Annotated in this window: 16 protein-coding genes; 2 read left to right on the top strand and 14 right to left on the bottom strand. The window is 60.5% G+C overall.

The genetic code is table 11. The annotated features are described in order from the left end of the window. Nucleotides 1-6: 6 nt before the first annotated feature. The 4 genes from M9827_RS25670 to M9827_RS25655 form a co-directional block, all read right to left on the bottom strand. A complete protein-coding gene (locus M9827_RS25670; protein WP_250607956.1) occupies nucleotides 7-708 on the bottom strand; it encodes a lipoate--protein ligase family protein in 702 nt (233 codons plus the stop codon). A gap of 142 nt (nucleotides 709-850) precedes the next feature. Further along, nucleotides 851-1,687: an indole-3-glycerol phosphate synthase TrpC gene (trpC, locus tag M9827_RS25665; RefSeq protein ID WP_122842381.1), complete on the bottom strand. Its 837-nt coding sequence runs from the start codon at nucleotides 1,685-1,687 to the stop codon at nucleotides 851-853. Further along, a complete protein-coding gene (gene trpD / locus M9827_RS25660) occupies nucleotides 1,684-2,733 on the bottom strand; it encodes an anthranilate phosphoribosyltransferase (protein WP_103304391.1) in 1,050 nt (349 codons plus the stop codon). The genes trpC and trpD overlap by 4 nt, the downstream gene beginning before the upstream one ends. 9 nt (nucleotides 2,734-2,742) lie before the next feature. Then, the gene (locus M9827_RS25655) at nucleotides 2,743-3,336 is read right to left on the bottom strand and encodes an aminodeoxychorismate/anthranilate synthase component II (RefSeq protein ID WP_250607955.1); all 594 of its coding nucleotides are present in this window, start codon (nucleotides 3,334-3,336) and stop codon (nucleotides 2,743-2,745) included. 408 nt (nucleotides 3,337-3,744) lie between these two features. Here M9827_RS25655 and estP point away from each other — a divergent pair, with 408 nt between their 5' ends. Then, nucleotides 3,745-5,652, top strand: coding sequence for an esterase EstP (gene estP / locus M9827_RS25650; protein ID WP_250607954.1), 1,908 nt, complete (start codon nucleotides 3,745-3,747; stop codon nucleotides 5,650-5,652). A gap of 170 nt (nucleotides 5,653-5,822) precedes the next feature. Here estP and trpE read toward each other — a convergent pair whose 3' ends face one another. The 10 genes from trpE to M9827_RS25600 form a co-directional block, all read right to left on the bottom strand. Then, the gene (trpE, locus tag M9827_RS25645; RefSeq protein WP_250607952.1) at nucleotides 5,823-7,304 is read right to left on the bottom strand and encodes an anthranilate synthase component I; all 1,482 of its coding nucleotides are present in this window, start codon (nucleotides 7,302-7,304) and stop codon (nucleotides 5,823-5,825) included. Nucleotides 7,305-7,375: 71 nt separating this feature from the next. After that, a complete protein-coding gene (locus M9827_RS25640) occupies nucleotides 7,376-8,194 on the bottom strand; it encodes a phosphoglycolate phosphatase (RefSeq protein ID WP_250607950.1) in 819 nt (272 codons plus the stop codon). Next, on the bottom strand, nucleotides 8,191-8,865 hold the full coding sequence (rpe, locus tag M9827_RS25635; RefSeq protein ID WP_007918813.1) for a ribulose-phosphate 3-epimerase: 675 nt from the start codon (nucleotides 8,863-8,865) through the stop codon (nucleotides 8,191-8,193). The genes M9827_RS25640 and rpe overlap by 4 nt, the downstream gene beginning before the upstream one ends. A gap of 114 nt (nucleotides 8,866-8,979) precedes the next feature. Continuing rightward, on the bottom strand, nucleotides 8,980-10,128 hold the full coding sequence (locus M9827_RS25630; protein WP_250607949.1) for an iron-containing alcohol dehydrogenase: 1,149 nt from the start codon (nucleotides 10,126-10,128) through the stop codon (nucleotides 8,980-8,982). Nucleotides 10,129-10,519: 391 nt separating this feature from the next. Then, nucleotides 10,520-11,344 carry an ABC transporter permease gene (locus tag M9827_RS25625; RefSeq protein ID WP_093097808.1) on the bottom strand — a complete coding sequence of 275 codons (825 nt, stop codon included), beginning with the start codon at nucleotides 11,342-11,344 and terminating at the stop codon, nucleotides 10,520-10,522. A 12-nt stretch (nucleotides 11,345-11,356) separates the two neighbouring features. Then, the gene (locus M9827_RS25620; RefSeq protein ID WP_093441896.1) at nucleotides 11,357-12,604 is read right to left on the bottom strand and encodes an ABC transporter permease; all 1,248 of its coding nucleotides are present in this window, start codon (nucleotides 12,602-12,604) and stop codon (nucleotides 11,357-11,359) included. Nucleotides 12,605-12,782: 178 nt separating this feature from the next. Further along, on the bottom strand, nucleotides 12,783-13,826 hold the full coding sequence (locus tag M9827_RS25615) for an ABC transporter substrate-binding protein (protein WP_123454004.1): 1,044 nt from the start codon (nucleotides 13,824-13,826) through the stop codon (nucleotides 12,783-12,785). A gap of 48 nt (nucleotides 13,827-13,874) precedes the next feature. Next, on the bottom strand, nucleotides 13,875-14,999 hold the full coding sequence (locus M9827_RS25610; protein ID WP_250607948.1) for an ABC transporter ATP-binding protein: 1,125 nt from the start codon (nucleotides 14,997-14,999) through the stop codon (nucleotides 13,875-13,877). 345 nt (nucleotides 15,000-15,344) lie between these two features. Next, nucleotides 15,345-15,974, bottom strand: a complete 630-nt coding sequence (locus M9827_RS25605) for a response regulator (RefSeq protein ID WP_093441901.1) — start codon at nucleotides 15,972-15,974, stop codon at nucleotides 15,345-15,347. A gap of 104 nt (nucleotides 15,975-16,078) precedes the next feature. Further along, a complete protein-coding gene (locus tag M9827_RS25600; protein WP_250607947.1) occupies nucleotides 16,079-18,472 on the bottom strand; it encodes a PAS domain-containing sensor histidine kinase in 2,394 nt (797 codons plus the stop codon). Nucleotides 18,473-18,545: 73 nt separating this feature from the next. Here M9827_RS25600 and M9827_RS25595 point away from each other — a divergent pair. Next, on the top strand, nucleotides 18,546-19,488 hold a 943-nt coding region (locus M9827_RS25595; RefSeq protein ID WP_250607946.1), incomplete at its 3' end, for an alpha/beta hydrolase family protein.

Raw genomic sequence — 19,488 nt, 5'->3', positions numbered from 1 at the left:
CGACAGTCAGGCGCTATAGATCTGCGCCAGCATTAAACGAAACAACTCATCGAGACGCGCCAAAGCTTGGGGCGCGTTGAATTTCTCGTGCAGGGCAATGTGGCTTTCCGCCCGCACCCGCGGCTCCAGACCACAGGCTTGGTTGAAGCGATTGACCGCTGCAACCATCGAATCCCGTTCGTTATCCATCAGCATCGCCCCGTGCACCAGGCCGACCGGACGCTGCCCGCCCTGGCTCTGGCGCCAGCGCTGGGCCGTGCCGACCATTTTGCGTCCATCGAGATTGACGTTGAAGCGACCGTCGCAGAATGCGCCAGCGATTTCGCCCAACGATGATGTGCCGCCCAACTCGTCGAGCAACTGACAGATCGGATCGCACAGACGTCGGTAGCCGGTTTCGATACGGTTCAAATCGCCTTCGCTGCGTGGTGGCGCATAGACCAGGGCGATATTGATTGTCGCGGCGGATTGCGGGACGGGCTCGCCGCCAGTTTCGCGCAATAGCACCGGCCAGCCAGCGGCGGCAGAGACTTCGCAGGCGTGCTCGAAACCGGGCAGACGATTGAGGCGGCGCGGCATGACCAGGGCGCGATCGCTGGGTTGCCAGAACAGCAGGCCGAACTCTGCGTCGCCGGCGCAGACCGAGGCCAGCAAGTCCTGTTCGGCTTGCAGGCCGGCTTCGATGGTCAGCGGGGTTGGCAGCGACATAACAGGCTCCGGCAACATGGAGATCTTTAGCGGTTTCGATGGCCCCTTCGCGAGCAGGCTCGCTCCCACAGGGGGAAATGCATTCCAAATGTGGGAGCGACGGTGCGACGATTCGACCTGCTCGCGAATGAGTCGACTCGAATCAGTCGAGGGTCGAACCGCTGATCGAAGTACCACGCTCCGGGAAGAACAGGCGCTGCAGTTCGGTGCCCGGGTTTTCCGCGCGCATGAATGCTTCACCAACCAGGAACGAATACACGTCACTGATTTCCATCAGTTCGACATCGGCGCGATTGAGGATGCCGCTCTCAGTGATCACCAGACGATCACGCGGAATGCGCGGTAGCAGATCAAGTGTGGTTTCCAGGCTGACGTCGAAGGTGTGCAGATTACGGTTGTTGACCCCGACCAGCGGCGTGTCGAGGGTTTTCAACGCACGCTCCAGTTCATCACCATCGTGTACTTCGACCAACACATCGAGACCGACGCTTTTGGCGACGGCGGCCAGCTCGGCCATTTTCACGTCATCCAGTGCGGAGACGATCAACAGCACGCAGTCGGCGCCCAACGCGCGGGCTTCAACGATCTGGTAAGGATCGATCATGAAGTCCTTGCGGATCACCGGCAGGCTGCACGCGGCACGGGCCTGTTGCAGGTAGGCATCGGCGCCCTGGAAGTAATCGATGTCGGTCAGCACGGACAGACAGGTTGCCCCGCCCTTCTCGTAGCTTTTGGCGATGTCGGCCGGAACAAAGTTCTCGCGGATCACGCCCTTGCTCGGCGAAGCCTTTTTGATTTCGGCAATCACCGCCGGCTGCTTCTTCTTTGCCTGCGTCAGCAATGCCTGGGCAAAACCACGGGGTGCATCGGCCGCCTTGGCCAGACTTTCCAGCTCGCTCAGGCTGACGCGAGCGCTACGCTCGGCGACTTCCTGAACCTTGCGGGCCAGAATGTTTTCCAGAACCGTCGGTACACTCATCCCTCATTCTCCACTTTGAATACCGCGGTAAAGGCACCCAGCTCCTCGAGTTTTTCCCGAGCAAGACCGGTGTGCAGGGCGTCGTGCGCGAGCTCGACGCCCTGTTTCAAACTACTGGCCAGGTCGGCGGCATAGAGCGCGGCACCGGCATTGAGCACAATCATTTCGGCGGCTTTCTGACCGTTTTCGGTCTTGCGCTTGCCGAGTGCGTCACGGATCAATGCCAGCGACGCTTCCGGGCCTTCGACCGACAGACCGTGCAGGCTCTGGCTCTTCATGCCGAGATCTTCCGGTTCGACCCAATATTCAGTAATTTCGTTGTTCTTCAACTCGGCAACGAAGGTCGGTGCGGCGAGACTGAACTCGTCCAGGCCGTCCTTTGAATGCACCACCAGTACATGCTTGCTGCCCAGGCGCTGCAAGACTTCGGCCAATGGCCGGCACAATGCCTGCGTGAACACGCCCACCACCTGATGTTTCACCCCGGCCGGATTCGTAAGCGGGCCGAGCATGTTGAACAGTGTACGCAGGCCGAGATCGCGGCGCGGGCCGGCGGCGTACTTCATGGCTTTGTGATGGGTCTGGGCGAACATGAAGCCGATACCGACGTTGTCGATGCAACGGGCGACCTGCACCGGCGTCAGGTTCAGGTAGATGCCAGCGGCTTCCAGCAAGTCGGCACTGCCGCTCTTGCCCGACACGGCGCGATTGCCGTGCTTGGCCACAGTGCAACCGGCCGCCGCGACGACAAACGAAGAGGCGGTCGACACGTTGAAGATGTTCGCGCCGTCACCGCCGGTGCCGACCACATCGACCACGCCATCGAGGGTCTTCAGTTCAACCTGGTCGGCCAGCTCGCGCATCACCGACACGGCACCGACGATTTCGTCGATGCTCTCGCTCTTCATGCGCATGGCCATCATGAACGCGCCAATCTGCGCGTCAGTGCATTGGCCGGTCATGATTTCGCGCATCACGTCGCGCATTTCATCGGTGCTGAGGTCGAGGTGGTCGACGATACGGCTCAGGGCTGTCTTGATATTCATGGGAAGTCCTTAGCGCGTGCCGCCGGTTTGTTTGAGGAAGTTGGCAAACAGTTCATGGCCCTGCTCGGTCAGGATCGACTCGGGGTGGAACTGTACGCCCTCAATGTTCAGGGTCTTGTGACGCAGGCCCATGATCTCGTCGACCGAGCCGTCATCGTGCTGGGTCCACGCGGTCAGTTCCAGGCAATCAGGCAATGTGTCGTGCTTGACGATCAGCGAATGGTAGCGGGTGACGGTCAGCGGATGATTCAGGCCAGCAAAGACGCCCTTGTCCTCGTGGAATACCGGACTAGTCTTACCGTGCATCACCTGACGCGCGCGCACTACGTCGCCGCCAAAGGCCTGGCCGATGGACTGGTGGCCGAGGCACACGCCGAGAATCGGCAGCTTGCCGGCAAAGTGCTTGATCGCATCAATGGAGATGCCGGCTTCGGTCGGCGTGCAGGGGCCGGGGGAAACCACGATGCGCTCAGGCTGGAGCGCTTCGATTTCGGCAATGGTCAGTTCGTCGTTGCGCACGACTTTGACTTCGGCACCCAGCTCGCCGAGGTATTGCACAACGTTGTAAGTAAAGGAGTCGTAGTTGTCGATCATCAGCAACATGGCGTGTCGAACCTCTTGAATTCTGATTTGAAAACAGCCTTCAGATCACTTGCCCGCAGGGCGCTGCACGATGTCGGACGCAGTTGGACGCGTCGGCACAGCGGCATTTCAAACAGGCAAGGAAGGCAAAGCGATACAGATCCGGCGGGGCCGGCAGAAAAGATTCAGGCGCGCCAACGCCAGCGGGCGTGTGCCTTGATGACTTGATCCAGAAGTTTGCTGGTGATCAACACGGGGAAGGTCTCGTTCATACGTTCCGGCACAGTAACTTAGCTGGGCGGAGCGTGCAATATGGCCGGGACTGCGGGAGATAAAACCGGGGGAGGATTCGCGACCGATGGCAAAACGCCGGGAGTTTTTGGTACTGTCGTTTCGTTCACCTACAACAATAAATAAACGGACTTGCTCATGATCAAACAGACGTTGTTTGTACCGCTGGCTGGCTGCCTGCTCGCACTGGCCTGCGCCCAAGCGAATGCTGCACCCAATCCTTATTCGAATTTCATCGTTTTCGGCGACAGCCTGAACGATGCCGGGACCTTTACCGACACCGGCGGCCCGGCCGGCTCCACCGAGCGTTACACCAACCGGACCGGGCCGATCTATCAGAATGGCAGCGGTGAACTGTATTCGTTAAATTCCACGCAACTACTCGGCGGGCGCCTGGGGTTTTCCGCAGACCAGACAGCCTCTTCCAGCTCCGCAGTGCGTGCCGAAAACGGCCAGCCGGACGGCAACAACTGGGCGGTGGGCGGTTATCGCACCGACCAGATCCTCGATTCGATCACGACGCAATCTGCCACGGGCGAACGCACCCGCCCCGGTTACCTGCCCTCCAATGGCTTTCGCGCCGACCCGAATGCGCTGTATTACATCTCCGGCGGCGGTAACGATTTCCTGCAGGGTCGCATTCTCAGCCTGCCGCAAGCCAACGCTGCCGCTGATCGACTGGCCGACAGCGTACAAACCCTGCAAACCGCCGGCGCCAAATACGTGATGGTCTGGCTGTTGCCGGATGTGGGCCTGACCCCGGCCATCAACGGTACGCCGCTGCAAGCCTTCAGCAGCCAGCTCGCCACTCAGTTCAACAGTCAATTGGTCACACGCCTGCAAGGCATCAACGCCGAAGTCATTCCGTTGAATATTCCGGTCCTGCTCTCAGAAGTGTTTGCCGATCCAGGACGCTTTGGTCTCGCGACCGACCAGAACCTGACCGCGACCTGCTTCAGTGGCAGCGGCTGCACCGAGAACGCCCGGTACGGGATCAACAGTGCAACGCCGGATCCGACCAAGCTGATCTACAACGACGGTGTGCATCCGACCGAGGCCGGGCAAAAACTGATCTCCGATTACGCCTACTCCCTGCTCGCCGCGCCTTGGGAACTGACGCTGTTGCCGGAAATGGCCAACGCCACCGTGCGCGCGCACCAGGACGAACTGCGCAACCAATGGCAAGCAGACTGGGAGAACTGGCAAGCGGTCGGTCAATGGCGCGCCCTTGTTTCGGCAGGCGGCCAGCATCTGGATGTCGACAGCCAAAGCAGCGGCGCCAGCGCCGATGGTAGCGGATACAACCTCAACGTCGGCGGCAGCTATCGCTTGAATGAAGCCTGGCGCGTCGGCGTGGCAGGCGGTTTCTACCGGCAGAATCTGGAGGCCGGGCATAACGATTCCGACTACAAACTCAACAGCTACATGGCCACGGCATTTGCCCAATATCAGCAAAATCGCTGGTGGGCTGACGCAGCGTTGACCGGCGGCAAACTCGACTACGACAACCTCAAGCGCAAGTTCGATCTCGGCGCCAGCGAAGGCGCGGAGAAAGGCGACACTGACGGCAGCCTTTGGGCCTTCAGCGCTCGTGTCGGTTACGACATTGCCCAGCCGGGCAGCGAGTGGCACCTGTCGCCATTCGTCAGCGCCGACTACGCCAGCGTCGATGTCGACGGCTACTCAGAGAAGGGCAACCGCGCCACGGCGCTGACCTTCGATGATCAGACCCGCGACTCGAAACGCCTGGGGCTGGGCTTGCAGGGCAAGTACAACATCACCCCGCAAACCCAGGTATTCGGCGAGTACGCTCACGAGCGTGAGTACGAAGACGATGTGCAGAAAGTCAACATCGCGCTCAATACCTTGCCGGCCAACGACTTCAAGCTTGAGGGTTACACGCCGCAGAGTCATTTGAACCGTTTGAGCCTGGGCGTCAGCCACAAACTCACGGCGGATCTGGCGTTGCGTGGCGGCTACTCGCTGCGCAAGGATGATGACTTTACCCAGCAGGGCGTTAACGTCGGGGTCGTTCTGGACTTCTAAATCGCAGGCAAAAAAAGCGGCGCTCTCACAGGCGCCGCTTTTTTATGGCCGAACACAAAGCCAACTGTGGGAGCGAGCCTGCTCGCGAAGAGGGTGTGTCAGTCGCCATTAATGTTGGCTGACACAACGCTTTCGCGAGCAGGCTCGCTCCCACAAGGTTTTGTGTTGGCTCAGCTTTCCGGGGTTTGCTCGGCCAGGGCCACGGCGCGGAACATCGCGCGGCGTTTGTTCAGGGTTTCTTCCCATTCCAGCGCCGGCACCGAGTCGGCGACGATGCCGCCACCGGCCTGCACGTGCAGCTCGCCGTTCTTGATCACCGCCGTGCGAATGGCAATCGCGGTGTCCATGTTGCCGTTCCAGGCAAAGTAACCGACCGCACCGCCATACACACCACGCTTGACCGGCTCCAATTCATCGATGATCTCCATCGCACGAATCTTCGGCGCGCCCGACAAGGTGCCCGCCGGCAGAATCGCCCGCAGTGCGTCCATCGCCGTCAGCCCTTGTTTTAACTGGCCGGTGACGTTGGAGACGATGTGCATCACGTTGGAATAACGCTCGATAACCATTTTCTCGGTGAGCTTCACCGAGCCGATTTCCGAAACGCGCCCCGTATCGTTACGACCGAGATCGATCAGCATCAAGTGCTCGGCAATCTCCTTGTCGTCCGACAGCAGGTCTTCTTCCAGCGCCACGTCCGCTTCTTCGGTGGCGCCGCGTGGGCGCGTACCGGCAATCGGGCGCACGGTAATCAGGTTGTCTTCAACGCGCACCAGCACTTCCGGCGAACTGCCGACAACGTGGAAGTCGCCGAAGTTGAAGAAGTACATGTAAGGCGTCGGGTTGAAGCAACGCAGAGCACGGTACAGATCGATTGGCGCAGCCTTGAAGTCGATCGACATACGCTGCGACGGCACGACCTGCATGCAGTCACCGGCCAGAATGTATTCCTTGATAGTGTCGACGGCTTTTTCGTAATCATTCTGGGTGAAACTGGAGCGAAACACCGGATCAGTCGCTTGCTGCTTGCTGAAGTCCAGGCCCCGGCGCGGGGTGATCGGCTGGCGCAGTTTTTCCAGCAGTGCCTGCAATTGCGCCTGACCCTGTTCGAAGGCATCCGCCTGCGCAGGGTCGGCCAGCACGATGGCGTGCATCTTGCCGGCGAGGTTGTCGAACACGACGACGGCGTCGGAAACCATCAGCAGAATGTCCGGCACACCCAACGGATCCGGATTCGGGCACTTGCCCAAGCGCTTCTCGACATAGCGCACACAGTCGTAACCGAAGTAACCGACCAGACCGCCATTGAAGCGCGGCAGACCGGCGATGGTCGGCACGTTATAACGAGCCTTGAAGGTTTCGACGAAAGCCAGCGGATCTTCAACATCGTGGCTTTCGGTCTCGACGCCATCAACGGTGATGCTGATGTGATGGTCGTGAACCCGCAGCACGGTACGGCACGGCAGGCCGATGATCGAGTAACGGCCCCATTTCTCACCACCCTGCACCGATTCGAGCAGGTAGGAGTTAGGCTGGTCGGCCAGTTTCAGGTAGATCGACAGCGGCGTATCAAAGTCGGCCAGGGTTTCGCAGGCCAGCGGAATGCGGTTGTAGCCTTCAGCGGCCAAGCGCAGGAATTCTTCGCGGATCATAAGGTGCCTCGTGGTGTGAGGGGCAAATCAGTCAGGTATGCAAACGCGCCGGCAGGCCGGCCAGGAACAAGTCAGGCGCGCCAACGCCAGCGGGCCAGGGCCTTGATGACTTTCATCCAGAGTTTGCGAGTGACCACCACGATGGCGTTTCCAGAATGGGATTGAGCAGCGTCGGGCAACGTTATCTCAGCGGCCGAACCGAGGCAACCGGGAATTAGCTTGCGCAGATCGTCGATGACCAGCGCCGGTGATTCTTCGGCAATCGGTCGGCCGTGGTTGTAGCCATAGCTCAGCGCCACGCATTTGACCCCCGCCGCTTTCGCCGCCAGCACGTCGCTGCGTGAGTCGCCGACGAACAGCGATTGCGAGGCCGGGATGCTGGCCATTTTCATCACAAAGAACAGCGCCGCCGGGTCAGGCTTCTTCTGCGGCAAGGTATCGCCACCGATGATCCACTTGAAGTAGCGACCGATCTTCATCTGATCGAGCAGCGGCGCGACGAAACGCTCCGGCTTGTTGGTGATCAGCGCCATGGCCACGCCTTGCTTGTGCAGCCACTTGAGGGTTTCGCGCACGCCGGGATAGACCACGGTCAGCTCATGGCTGGCACCGTAGGCGTCCATGAATACTTCCAGAGCGTGCTCGGCTTCGACGTCATCGACCGCCGAATGATCGATGCCACCGGCCAAGGCGCGGCGCACCAGGACCGGCGCGCCGTTGCCCACCCACTCGCGCACCGAGTCGATGCCCACCGGTTGACGGCCGAGGGAGAGCAGCATGGTGTCCACCGCGGCTGCCAGGTCCGGAACCGAGTCGATCAGTGTGCCATCCAGATCGAACATCACCAGCCGTGGCAGTTTCCCCGGGAACAGCTGCTCAAAACCGCTCATGGGCGAGCCAGCGCCAGTTCGGAACGCATCTTGTCGATGACTTCCTGATAGTTCGGCGCGTTGAAGATTGCCGAGCCGGCAACAAAAGTGTCAGCGCCAGCAGCGGCGATTTCGCGGATGTTGTTGACGTTGACGCCACCGTCGATTTCCAGACGGATGTCGCGGCCCGAGGCATCGATGATCGCCCGCGCTTCGCGCAATTTGTCGAGGGTGCCGGGAATGAACTTCTGCCCGCCGAAGCCCGGGTTGACGCTCATCAGCAAGACCATGTCGACCTTGTCGATCACGTACTTGAGCACGTCCAGCGGCGTCGCCGGGTTGAACACCAGACCGGATTTGCAGCCGCCTTCACGGATCAGTTGCAGCGAACGATCAACGTGCAGCGTGGCTTCCGGGTGGAAAGTGATGTAAGTCGCGCCGGCTTCGATGAAGTCGCCAACGATACGATCCACCGGGCTGACCATCAGGTGCGCATCGATCGGCGCGGTGACGCCGTACTTGCGCAATGCCGCGCAGACCATCGGACCGATGGTCAGGTTTGGCACGTAGTGGTTGTCCATGACGTCGAAGTGGACGAAGTCGGCGCCCGCGGCGAGAACGTTGTCTACTTCCTCGCCAAGGCGGGCGAAGTCGGCGGAGAGAATCGACGGAGCAATTACGAAGGGCTGCATGACGCACCTTTTCTGAGCTAAATCACGATGGCGCGCATTGTATACCTCAAGTTTCCAAGCGCGCACCGTGACCGCGATGATTGGGTTATGCCATGACGGATGAGCGGCGCTGACTCAATACGCCGCGCGATAAATCTTCTCGATGTCGACAGCGCTGAGTTTGCGCGGGTTGTTGCGCATCAACCGCTCAATGCCCGCCGCCTCTACGGCCATCGCCGGGATCGCTTCTTCCGGGACACCGAAACTGCGCAGGCCGGCCGGAATTTCCACCGCCGCGCACAAATCGGTCATCGCCTGCACGGCTTTGTCCGCCGCTTCGGCTGCGCTCAGATGAGCAGTCTTCACCCCCATGGCTTCGGCAACATCCTGCATGCGTTCGACGCAGGCCATCTTGTTCCAGGTCATGACATACGGCAGCAGCAAGGCATTGCTGACGCCATGGGCAATGTTGAATCGCCCGCCCAGCGGATACGCCAGCGCATGCACCGCGCCGACCCCGGCATTGCCGAATGCCATGCCGGCCATCAGGCTGGCGGTGGCCATGTCTTCGCGGGCCTGCAGGTTGGCGCCGTTGGCATAGGCTTTGGGCAGAGCCTTGGCGATCAGCTTGATGGCGCCGAGGGCCAAAGAGTCGGTGATCGGCGAGGCATTCACCGACAGATAGGATTCGATAGCGTGCACCAACGCGTCGACGCCACTGGCGGCAGTGACGCCGCGCGGACAGGTCAGGGTCATCTGCGGACTGACCAGCGCCACGTCCGGTAATAGAAAGTCGCTGACGATGCCTTTCTTCAGTTGCGCGACTTTGTCGGAAAGGATGGCGACATTGGTCACTTCCGAACCGGTGCCGGCGGTGGTCGGGATGGCGATCAGCGGCGGGCCCTTGCGTGGCACTTGGTCGACACCGAACAGGTCTTCCAGCGCACCGTGATAACCGGCGTACGCGGCAACACTTTTGGCAATGTCGATGGCACTGCCGCCACCGAGGCCGATCAAGCCGTCATGCCCGCCTTCGCGGTAAACGCGCATGCAGTCTTCGACGATGGCGATTTCCGGGTCGGGCAGCACGCGGTCGAAAATCTCGTAGTCGCGCCCACCGAGTTGCACCAGCGCCAGCTCGACGGTGCCGGATTTGACCAGCGCGGCGTCGGTGACGATCAGTGGATTGTCGATGTCCAGGCGCGTGAGCTCAGCGGCCAGTTGTTCGATGGCTGCGGCGCCGGTGATCAGTTTATGAGCGATTTTGAACTGGGACAGACTCATCGTGCGCAGCCTCTTATAGATGTGGGAGCTGGGCACAAGATTAGCTGGGGATTTGGGGTTGTCTGCTATTCAGGTGGTGAATGACCCATTGAGGGCAAGAGCAAGAGCCCCTCACCCTAGCCCTCTCCCCGAGGGAGAGGGGACTGACCGAGTTGTACTCTCGCAATACACCGACCTGAATTACCTAGTCGAACTCAGGTTTTGAAAACCATAAAGATCTGCTCCCGTTCCCCTGAAGGTAAAAAGACTGACCGAGGTGGATGGGAGAGGCGCACCGACTTGCGATACCGAGTCGAATACAAACTATGAAAAGCACAACGATCTGCTCCCTTCCCCCTCGCCCCCCCTGGGGGAGAGGGCTGGGGTGAGGGGGTGGCTTTTGATCTGGCCGTTAAACCTGGGCGGTACGTAGTTTTTCGCTACGCCCGCGCAGCCATTCCAGGGTCAGCAGCAGGATGACGGAAAAGGCGATCAGCAACGTGGCGGCAGCCGCAATCGTCGGACTCAAGTTCTCGCGAATCCCGCTAAACATCTGCCGAGGCAACGTCGCCTGCTCAGGCCCGGCGAGAAACAGCGTCACCACCACCTCATCAAACGAAGTCGCAAAGGCAAACAGCGCACCGGAAATCACCCCCGGCGCAATCAGCGGCAAGGTCACCCGGCGGAACGCCGTCAGTGGCGATGCACCGAGACTCGCCGCCGCCCGCACCAGGTTGTGGTTAAACCCCTGCAATGTCGCCGACACGGTGATGATCACAAACGGCACACCCAACACCGCATGCACCACAATCAGCGAGAAAAAGCTGTTACCCAAACCCAACGGCGCGAAGAACAGATAACTCGCCACGCCGATGATCACCACCGGCACCACCATCGGCGAAATCACCAACGCCATCACCAAGGATTTGCCGGGGAAGTCGCCACGGGTCAGGCCGATCGCCGCCAGCGTACCGAAAATCATCGCCAGCACCGTCGCCGCCGGGGCGACGATGATGCTGTTCTTCAGCGCGCGCATCCATTCCGCCGAAGCGAAAAAGTCGTGATACCACTGCAGCGAAAAGCCTTGCAGCGGATAGACCAGAAAACTGCCCGAGTTGAACGACAGCGGCACGATCACCAGTACCGGCAGAATCAGGAACAACAGAATCAGGCCGCAGAGAATCCGCAGGCTGTAGAACCACACCCGTTCGATGGGCGACATGTAAGGACTCAGCATTTCGAATTCCCCTTAGCTCAGGCGCAGGCGACTGGCGCCGACCAGCCAGCTGTAAATCAGATAAAGCACCACGGTCGCCAGCAGCAACAGCCCGCCCAGCGCGGTGGCCATGCCCCAGTTGATGCTGGTGTTGGTGTAGAAAGCGACGAAGTAGCTGACCATTTGATCGTTCGGGCTGCCGAGCAGCGCCGGGGTGATGTAGTAGCCGATAGCGAGGATGAACACCAACAGGCAACCGGCGCCAACACCGGCGTAGGTCTGCGGGAAGTACACCCGCCAGAAACTGGCGAACGGGTGGCAGCCGAGGGAAATCGCCGCGCGCATGTAGGTCGGCGAGATGCCTTTCATCACGCTGTAGATCGGCAGGATCATGAACGGCAGCAGAATGTGCACCATCGAGATGTACACGCCGGTGCGGTTGAACACCAGTTCCAGCGGTTTATCGATGATGCCCATGGCCATCAGCCCACTGTTGATCAGACCGCCCGATTGCAGCAGTACGATCCACGCGGCGACGCGCACCAGGATCGATGTCCAGAACGGCAGCAGCACGAGGATCATCAGCAGGTTGCTTTGCCGCGACGGCAGGTTGGCCAGCAGGTACGCCAGTGGATAAGCCAGCAGTAGGCAGATCACGGTGATGACCAGACCCATCCAGAAGGTGCGGGCGAAGATGTCGAGGTAGATCGCCTGATCCGGGGTGGCCGGGGCGATTTCGCCGAGGTCGTCGATACGGTGATCGACCGCTGCCAGCAAGTAGTAAGGCGTGATGCTGCTGGTGTTGCGTTTGACCGCTTGCCAGTAGGCCGGGTCGCCCCAACGCTCGTCGAGGCCTTCCAGTGCTTCTTTATAGGAGGCCGGTTCGCTGGCGAACGGCAGCGCCCGGGCAGTTTTGGTCAGCAGGCTGCGATAGCCGGCCAACTCCATGTTCAAGCGCTTGGACAAATCGCCCAGCGTCTGGTTTTTACGCGCTTCGGCGAGGTCTTCGCCGGCAGCTTTGTAGACCGGTTCAGCGGGCAGGCCACGGCCGTCCCAACTGGCGATGGCCGCCACGGTGCGCGGCATGCCGCCGACCACTTCGGGGTTGCCGACGCTTTTGTAGAGCAGCGCCACGATCGGCACCAGAAACACCAGCAACAGAAACAGCACCAGCGGCGCAATCAGCGCTTGAGCTTTCCAGCGGTTGACCCGCTCGGCGCGCTTGAGCTTCTGCTTCAAGGTGGGGCTGGTGCCCTCGTTCAGGGGAACGGCGATGGCCATGACGTACTCCGCAAATCTCTGGATGGGCGGCATCACGCACTGTGATGCCGCATTACATCAACACTCAAAAATCACACCACCCCTGTAGGAGCTGTCGAGTGCAACGAGGCTGCGATCTGTTGATCTTGAAAGGCAAATCAAAAGATCGCAGCCTTCGGCAGCTCCTACAGACGAAGGATTACTTCGCAGCCCAGGAGTTGAAGCGCTGCTCCAGTTGCTCGCCGTTGTCAGCCCAGAAGCTGACGTCGATCTGCACCTGGTTGGCGATGTTTTCCGGGGTGGTCGGCATGTCTTTCAGGACGTCCTTGGCCAGCAGAGGCACAGCCTGGGTGTTGGCCGGGCCGTAGGCGATGTTTTCCGAGTAGGTTTTCTGCTGCTGCGGCTGTACCGAGAAGGCGATGAATTTCTTCGCCGCTTCGGCGCGCTTGGCGTCCAGACCTTTCGGGATGGCCCACGCGTCGAAGTCGTAGATGCCGCCGTTCCACACCACTTTCAGGTTGGATTCTTTCTGCACCGCCGCGATGCGACCGTTGTAGGCCGAACTCATCACTACGTCACCGGAAGCGAGGTATTGCGGCGGTTGTGCGCCGGCTTCCCACCATTGAATGCTTGGTTTCAGCTCATCGAGTTTCTTGAACGCACGGTCCTGACCGTCCTTGCCGGCGAGCACTTTGTAGACGTCTTTCGGCGCCACACCGTCGGCCATCAAAGCGAATTCGAGGGTGTACTTGGCGCCTTTGCGCAGACCACGTTTGCCCGGGAATTTCTTGGTGTCCCAGAAATCCGCCCAACTGGTTGGCGCGGTTTTCAGCTTGTCGGCGTTGTAAGCCAGTACGGTCGACCAGACGAAGAAGCCCACGCCGCACGGCTGAATCGCGCCTTTGACGTAGTCTTCAGTCTTGCCGAACAGTGCCGGATCGAGTTGTTCGAACATGTCTTCGTCGCAACCACGGGACAACTCTGGCGATTCAACTTCGACCAAGTCCCACGACACGCTCTTGGTATCGACCATGGCTTTGACCTTGGCCATTTCGCCGTTGTATTCGCCAGCGACGATCTTGCCGTTGCCCGCTGCTTCCCACGGTGCATAGAAGGCTTTGACTTGCGCCGCCTTGTTCGCCCCGCCAAACGACACCACGGTCAAATCCGGGCCGGCGGCCATCGCGCTGGCCGCACCCATCAGGCCCAGGGTCAGGGCGGTGAACTTCAGGGATCTCAACATTTATTGTTCTCTCCACGTGCAGGGTTGGTGTTGGTATTGCCGGGGCGATCAGTTCGCCTCTAAAAGAGGATCGAGTGCGCGTACGTGCTCGACCTGCCAGCCAAGCGGAACCACGTCGCCGACGGCGAGTTCAGGATCGAGCTCGGCAATCGGCTGTTTCACGAAGAAGTCGGTCTTGCCGCAGACTTCCAGGCGCACCCGGACGTGGTCGCCCAGATAGATGAATTCCGCCACCCTCCCTGAGAAGCGGTTAACGCATTGATCGCTCGAACCGTTGAGGCAGACGCGCTCCGGACGGATCGACAGGGTCACCGGTTCGCCGGTCTGGCCGACGTTGACCGCCAGCGCCTCGACCTTTTCGCCACGGCCCAACTCGACCACGCAGCGCTCGCCGCTCTGGCTGAGCAAGCGACCGTTAAGGCGGTTGTTCTCGCCGATAAAGTTGGCGACGAAGGTGTTTTTCGGTTCTTCGTAAAGGGTACGCGGCGGGGCGATCTGCTGGATTTCGCCTTGGTGGAAAACCGCCACGCGGTCGGACATGGTCAGCGCTTCACCCTGATCGTGGGTCACGTAGACCACGGTCACGCCGAGGCGCTGGTGCAGGTGTTTGATTTCCATCTGCATGTGTTCACGCAGTTGCTTGTCGAGGGCGCCGAGGGGTTCGTCCATCAGCACCAGTTGCGGTTCGAACACCAGCGCGCGGGCCAAGGCCACACGCTGTTGCTGACCGCCGGACAACTGCGCCGGGTAGCGCGAGGCAAACGCGTCGAGCTGAACCATGCTGAGGACTTTCTTCACGCGGTCGCTGACATCACTTTTGTTCAGCCCACGCACGGTCAGCGGGAATGCGAGGTTTTCCGCGACAGTCATGTGCGGGAACAGCGCGTAGTTCTGGAACACCATGCCGATGTCGCGCTTGTGCGGCGGCACGTTATTGATAGAGCGCCCGGCCAGCAGAATCTCGCCAGCGGTCGGTGTTTCGAAACCGGCGAGCATCATCAGGCTGGTGGTCTTGCCGGAACCGGACGGCCCGAGCAGGGTGAGGAATTCGCCTTTGCGAATGTCCAGGTTGAGGTCTTTGACGATCAGGTTCTCGCCGTCGTAGCTCTTCTGCACTCCACGAAAGCTGACCAGCACATCGCTGGCCCCTGCGTTTGTTTCGACCTGGCTCATACCCACACCTTTGTTGTTGATGACTGCTTGTGGGTTAAGCCTAGTGGCTGCTGACAGCCGCGCAAATCGGGGCGCAGGAGAGAATCGCCTCAGCCGGATGGAAGGTTGAGGGTAGGGATTGCCCTACAAGGATGGCGCTAATGGATAAGGCAGTGGCGAGTGGCAAGCTGCAAGCTGCAAGAACAAGCAAAAGCGCGTGTCGCTAACAGATATGCTCACCGATCGCTGAACAAAGAACCCTGTGGGAGCTGGCTTGCCCACGATAGCGGTGGGTCAGCCGACATTGATGTAATTAACATGCCCTCATCGCTGGCAAGCCAGCTCCCACAGGGTTTTGTGGTGCATTTAGAGGAGTTTGTGTTCCATCGCGTATTTGACCAGTTCGGCCAGCGAGGTGATGTTGAGCTTCTGCATCAGCCGCGCCTTGTGAGTGCTGATGGTTTTGCTGCTCAGGGCCAGTTGCTGGGCGATGTCGTTGACGTTGGCGCCCTGGGCCAGGCGCTCGAACACCGAGAACTCACGCTCGGACAGCAACGAATGCAGCGGCCGAGCATCGGTCAGGCCGACTTCGAAGACCATGCGATCGGCCAGATCCGGATCAATGTACCGCCCACCCGCCGCGACTTTGCGAATGGCCGTGAGCAACAGCGCCGGATCACTGTCCTTGGTCGCATACCCGGCCGCGCCGACCTTCAGCGCCCGCGCGGCCATCTGCGCTTCGTCGTGCATAGACAGCACCAGGATCGCCGGTGGATTGTTCAACGCCCGGATTCGCGGGATCGCCTCAAGACCATTGACCCCGGGCATGGAGATGTCGAGCAGCACCACTTCGCATGGCACATTGCGCAGGGTCTCGAGCAATTGCTCACCATTGCTCGCCTCGCCCACCACTTGCAGATCCTTGGCGAGGCCGATCAACTGCTTGATGCCTTCGCGAACGATGGTGTGGTCTTCGGCTACCAGTACACGGATCACTTGCACTCTCCTCGGTTGTTGTTTTAAGAGCAAAAGATCGCAGCCTTCGGCAGCTCCTACAGGGGAACGCGATCAATGCAGGAGCTGCCGAAGGCTGCGATGTTTCAGCGATCTACCGGCACCCACACTTTAAGGCTGGTACCCTCCCCCGGCTCACTCTCCAGCGTCAACCGCCCGCCCATGATCAGCACCCGCTCGCGCATGCCCACCAGACCAAACGAAGTCGGCCGACCGACAGCGGGGACAAATCCTACGCCATCATCACTGACCGTCAGACACAATTCGTCGCCCGCAAGCGCCAGCGTCAGTTCCACAGTATGCGCCTGGGCATGGCGCATCACATTGGTCAGCGCTTCCTGCAGAATCCGGAACAGACCAATTGCCTTGGCATCACTGAGCGCCGGCAGATTGTCCGGCACCTGCACCAGACACGGGATCTGCGTACGCGCCTCGAAGCGCCGCGCTTGCCACTCGATCGCCGAGGCAATCCCGGCATCGAGAATCGGCGGGCGCAGCGCCGTCGCCACATCGCGCACCAATTGAAACAACTGGGCAATCAGGCGTTTCATGCTGTTCAACCGTTCGTTCAGACCGGGATCGAGTTGCGCGTAGGCCAATTCGCACATCGAAGTTTCCAGTTTCAGCACCGTCAACATTTGCCCCAGCTCATCGTGAACCTCGCGGGCAATTCGCGCCTTTTCTTCTTCGCGCACACTTTCAAGGTGTGCCGACAGTTCGCGCAGTTGCTCACGGGAGGCCGCCAGTTCCAGCTCGATACGCTTGCTCTCGGTGATATCCCAGACGATGCCGTCCCAGACATAGGCGCCATCCTCCAGTTGCCGGGTGATCGCCTTGATCTCGGCCCAGCGCTGCTCGCCCTGACGCGTGAGGATCCGGCCCTGCCATGACCAGTCACTGTCGGTGTCCAGCGCCTGATCCTGAGTGCGGTGATAACTCGCCTTATCGTCGGGATGCACCAGGCTGCGCAAGCCCATGTCGCGATGGGCAATAGCAGCCGGGGCGTAACCGACCAGCGTTTCACTGCCCTCGCTGATGTAGGCAAAGTCGATCTGCCCGGTCACCGGCGCCCGCTCCAGACGGAACACCAGCCCCGGCACATTGGCGGCGATGCCTTGCAGACGCGCCTCGCTTTCCTGCAACGCCGCCAGTGCACGACGACGCTCGGTGACGTCGGTGAGGTAAACCACCAGGTATTCGCTGTCGCGAAAGCGCAGGAAACTCAGCGACACGTCCGCGGGCAAGACACTGCCGTCGGCGCGCACGCAACTGGTTTCGAAACTCAGCGGCCCTTCTTCGCTGGCCCGCGCGCGTTTCCACAGATTGAGCCAGCGGTCCATGTGCAGCCCCGGTTCGAAATCGATCAAGGGGCGCTCGATCAGCCCGCCGGAGGGATAGCCGAGCATGCTTTCCGCCGCACGATTGGCGTAACGCACATGGCTGTCCCAATTGACCCAGAGGATGCCGACGGTACTTTGATCGATGGAGAATTGCGTCAACCGTAGCGCTTCTTCGCTGGCCGCGCGCAAGGCGATGTCTTCCCGGGCGGCCAGCAATCGTTGTTCAAGGCTGTGCTGTTGGCGGCGCTGCCAGAACACGATCGCAACACAGCTGAGCAGCATTACCGCAAACAACAGGCTGAGGTTCTGCCAGAAACCGGGCGACTCCGACAGTCGCGGGTATTTCGGTTGCAGCCATTGGTTGTGCAATTGCTCCAGATCCTTGGCCGGGATCGCGCGCAAGGCACTTTGCACGATGCCGGCCAGCTCCGGCCAATCGCGGCGTGAGCCGACGCGCAGCAGTTGCGGCAGGCCGATATCGCCGACCACCACCAGCTCGGCGAACTCCGGCTCGACAGACAAACGTCCGAGTTGCGCCTCATCGACCACGGCGTAGGCGGCCTGCTGACTCAGCAGCAACTGCAAGGCCTGACGCTCCAGCGGCACGCCTTGCAGGTTCAGATGTGGATAATTGCTGCGCAGATAGTCCGCGGTGGAGCTGGGCATGCGCACGGCGACACGGACCTGGCTGTCGAGTTTTTCCAGATCGACCACGCCACCGGACTTCTGCTCACTGACCACCAGTTGCGGCACGCGCATGTAGGGATCGGAGAACTGCCATAGACGCAATGCACTCGGGGTTTGACTCAAGCCCGGAGCGATATCGATCTCGCCCTCACGCACGGCGGTTTCCAGTTGTGCTAGATCCTGAAAATTGCGCCAGCTCAATTCGACATTGAGCGTCCTGGCCAACAACTTCATCAGCTCGACGTTGGCCCCGGACAGCCGCTGCAAACGCCGATCGTATTGCGCATAGGGCGCTTGCAACACCAGACCGACGCGCAATTCATTGTGTTGTGCCAGCCATTGCTGCTGGCTCGCCGACAACTGTGCGAGATGTGACGGCGGCGCAGGCGCCGCCCAGCCCATCAAGGGAACCCATAAACAGCCGATAACCCACAGGCAGCAAAATCGCTTCATTGAAGTCTCATACACTGACAAATTCTGACCAACCCATTAGGCTGCCGGGATACTTTCTGGCCTGGAATAACCGATGCCCTCTGTCTACCGCCTGGCAATGCCAGCATTGTGCCTGTCGCTGCTCCTGCCTTGTGCGTTTTCCGTCAACGCCGCCGACCCCGCCCCTGCGGCGGAAAAACCGGCAGAAGAACAACCGGCCGAACGCCAGCCACTGCTTGAGCGTAGTCAGGAAGAGGCCGCCGCACTGGAACGTAAAGTCCCGGCGCAAGAACAGCAACAGTTGCAGGCCGGCACCGACACCTTCCTCGCCCTGTGGAAACCGGCCAACACCGCCGAACCGAAAGGCGCGGTGATCATCATCCCCGGCGCCGGCGAAACCGCTGACTGGCCGCAGGCAGTCGGCCCGTTGCGGCACAAACTGCCCGATGCAATGTGGAGCAGCCTGAGTATCACCCTGCCCGACCTGCAAAGCGACGCCATCGCACCGCGCGTGGTTGCAGCGCCGGCTGCGCCGAAAACGCCGGAGTCAGGCAGCAAGGACGCCACCACCGCGCAGCCGATAGAGCAAGCCGCCGGCGGCGAAGCCGAGGTGGCGGATCAAGTGGTCGCCGAAACCACTGAAGAACAATCCAAGGCAGACGCCGAACGAATCTTTGCGCGCATCGACGCCGCGGTTGCCTACGCCGAGCAGCAGAGCGCACGCAGCATTGTCGTGCTCGGACACGGCACTGGCGCCTATTGGGCCGCGCGATACCTGAGCGAGAAACAAACGGCGCAGGTAGAGAAGTTCGTCATGGTCGATGCGCAGATGCCAGCCAAAGCCAAGCCGCCACTGGCCGAGCTGACGCCGACACTGAAGCTGCCAACGGCGGATATCTTCTACATGGACAAGCCGCTGGATCGCAACGCCGCGCTGGAGCGCATGCAAGCGAGCAAGCGCTTGAAAACTTCGGCGTTCAGCCAGGTTGCGCTGAAGGCTTTGCCGGACAACAAGGCTGAGCAGGAACAGTTGTTCC

The organism is Pseudomonas sp. AKS31 (genome assembly GCF_023634765.1).
Lineage (GTDB): Bacteria > Pseudomonadota > Gammaproteobacteria > Pseudomonadales > Pseudomonadaceae > Aquipseudomonas.
The sequence above is the reverse complement of the archived record's forward strand: the minus strand, read 5'-3'. Positions and strand labels throughout refer to the sequence as shown.

Excerpts from the sequence above, each read along its gene's own strand:
- M9827_RS25625 (WP_093097808.1), bottom strand. The coding sequence starts at position 11,344 with ATGCTGAGTCCTTACATGTCGCCCATCGAACGGGTGTGGTTCTACAGC.
- M9827_RS25655 (WP_250607955.1), bottom strand. The coding sequence starts at position 3,336 with ATGTTGCTGATGATCGACAACTACGACTCCTTTACTTACAACGTTGTG.
- estP (WP_250607954.1), top strand. The coding sequence starts at position 3,745 with ATGATCAAACAGACGTTGTTTGTACCGCTGGCTGGCTGCCTGCTCGCA.
- M9827_RS25620 (WP_093441896.1), bottom strand. The coding sequence starts at position 12,604 with ATGGCCATCGCCGTTCCCCTGAACGAGGGCACCAGCCCCACCTTGAAG.
- M9827_RS25640 (WP_250607950.1), bottom strand. The coding sequence starts at position 8,194 with ATGAGCGGTTTTGAGCAGCTGTTCCCGGGGAAACTGCCACGGCTGGTG.
- M9827_RS25610 (WP_250607948.1), bottom strand. The coding sequence starts at position 14,999 with ATGAGCCAGGTCGAAACAAACGCAGGGGCCAGCGATGTGCTGGTCAGC.
- trpE (WP_250607952.1), bottom strand. The coding sequence starts at position 7,304 with ATGATCCGCGAAGAATTCCTGCGCTTGGCCGCTGAAGGCTACAACCGC.
- M9827_RS25670 (WP_250607956.1), bottom strand. The coding sequence starts at position 708 with ATGTCGCTGCCAACCCCGCTGACCATCGAAGCCGGCCTGCAAGCCGAA.
- M9827_RS25600 (WP_250607947.1), bottom strand. The coding sequence starts at position 18,472 with ATGAAGCGATTTTGCTGCCTGTGGGTTATCGGCTGTTTATGGGTTCCC.
- trpD (WP_103304391.1), bottom strand. The coding sequence starts at position 2,733 with ATGAATATCAAGACAGCCCTGAGCCGTATCGTCGACCACCTCGACCTC.
- rpe (WP_007918813.1), bottom strand. The coding sequence starts at position 8,865 with ATGCAGCCCTTCGTAATTGCTCCGTCGATTCTCTCCGCCGACTTCGCC.
- M9827_RS25630 (WP_250607949.1), bottom strand. The coding sequence starts at position 10,128 with ATGAGTCTGTCCCAGTTCAAAATCGCTCATAAACTGATCACCGGCGCC.
- M9827_RS25615 (WP_123454004.1), bottom strand. The coding sequence starts at position 13,826 with ATGTTGAGATCCCTGAAGTTCACCGCCCTGACCCTGGGCCTGATGGGT.
- trpC (WP_122842381.1), bottom strand. The coding sequence starts at position 1,687 with ATGAGTGTACCGACGGTTCTGGAAAACATTCTGGCCCGCAAGGTTCAG.